The sequence below is a fragment of the Streptosporangium sp. H13245 genome (genome assembly GCF_055690525.1).
Genome location: NZ_JBSZKT010000075.1, coordinates 1 through 1,113 on the forward strand (window position 1 = coordinate 1; position 1,113 = coordinate 1,113).

Consider the following 1,113-nt stretch of genomic DNA (forward strand, 5'->3'; position numbering starts at 1 on the left):
TCGGGTTGCTGGAGTCGTTCGGCACGTTCTGGCTGGGCGGTGAGTGGCGGGATGTGTTCGCCTTCGGGGTGCTGATCCTGTTTTTGACGGTACGGCCGACCGGCCTGCTCGGCGAGCGCGTCACGGAACGCGTATGACCGGGCCCACCGAAAGCACCGGACCTACCGGGAGCAGCGGGCCTACCGGGAGCACTGGGAGCACCGGGCCCACCGGAAACCTCGGACCCGCCGGGAACACCGGACCCGCTGGACCCGCCGGAGCCGCGGCGACCGGGGTCCGCCGCCTCGGTACCACCAGGCCGCCCAGCTTCGCGTCGAGGCTGATGGGTAACCGGTGGGCTGGGCTGGCCGGGTTGTTGGTCGCGTTGCTGGCTCCTTTCGTCAATGCCACGCCGTATGCGTTGTCGGTGATGACGAGTGCGGCGATCTTCGTGATGCTGGCGGCCGGGTTGAACATCGTGGTCGGCTTCTGCGGGCTGCTGGATCTGGGGTATGTGGCGTTCTTCGCGGTCGGCGCCTACACCAGTGGGGTGTTGGCTACCCGGTTCGATCTGCCGCTGCTGGCCACGGTGCCTGCTGTGCTGGTGGTCACGGTGCTGGCCGGGGTCGTGATCGGCGCTCCCACCTTGCGGTTGCGCAGTGACTATCTGGCCATCGTGACGCTCGGGTTCGGGGAGATCATCCGGATCACCGCCAACAACCTGGACGTCACCGGCGGCCCGTCGGGTATCTACGGGATCCCGCATCTGGTCGAGCATCCGGTGGTCTTCTACTACGTCACGGTGGTCGTGGTCGCGCTGGCTGTGCTCGGCTCGGCGAGGTTGGGCCGCTCCCGGCTGGGGCGGGCGTGGCGGTTTGTCAGGGAGGACGAGGACGCCGCCGAGGCGATGGGCGTGCACACCTACCGGGTCAAGCTCGCCGCCTACATCGCCGGGGCGCTCTGGGGTGGCCTGGCCGGGGTGTTGTTCGCCTCCCAGCTGTCGGCCATCTCGCCGGGCAGTTTCACCTTCCTGCAATCGGCGTTGGTGCTGATGGCCGTGGTGCTGGGCGGGATGGGCTCGGTGCCCGGTGTCGTCGTCGGCGCGGTCGTGATCAGTGTCCTGCCGGAGATCCT

General features: G+C 68.6%; 1 protein-coding gene. It reads left to right on the plus strand.

The genetic code is table 11. The features are described from left to right. Nucleotides 1-409: 409 nt before the first annotated feature. A partial coding sequence (locus ACW9TB_RS39300; protein ID WP_472753204.1) for a branched-chain amino acid ABC transporter permease occupies nucleotides 410-1,113 on the plus strand: 704 nt, incomplete at its 3' end.